The organism is Sedimentibacter sp. B4, from assembly GCF_000309315.1.
Taxonomy (GTDB): Bacteria; Bacillota; Clostridia; order Tissierellales; family Sedimentibacteraceae; genus Sedimentibacter; species Sedimentibacter saalensis.
The window spans coordinates 1-238 of sequence record NZ_CANG01000814.1 but is presented as its reverse complement, the minus strand read 5'-3'; the positions used below and the strand labels follow the sequence as shown (position 1 = coordinate 238).

The following is a 238-nucleotide window of genomic DNA, read 5'->3' as shown; positions in this document are numbered from 1 at the left end:
CCGATCGACCACCTCGGGGCCGCGCTGGAGATCTGTGATGTCGCCGATGCCGAGTTGTCCATTCCCGCGAGCCAGGCGCTCGTGATCGCGATCGCTGACCACCTCAGCTTCGCGGTCCGCCGACACCAGGACGATGCCCGGGTCGAGTACCCCCTGGCGTGGGAGATCGCCCAGCTCTACCCGACCTACGCGGCGGTGGGACGCCGGGCACTGGACATCGTCCGGGCCCGGCTCGGTG

General features: G+C 70.2%; 1 protein-coding gene. It reads left to right on the top strand.

Going from position 1 to position 238, the window contains the following annotated elements; all coding sequences use genetic code 11:
- The coding region (locus tag BN358_RS24420; protein ID WP_198018492.1) for a PRD domain-containing protein at positions 1-238 on the top strand (238 nt) is incomplete at both ends.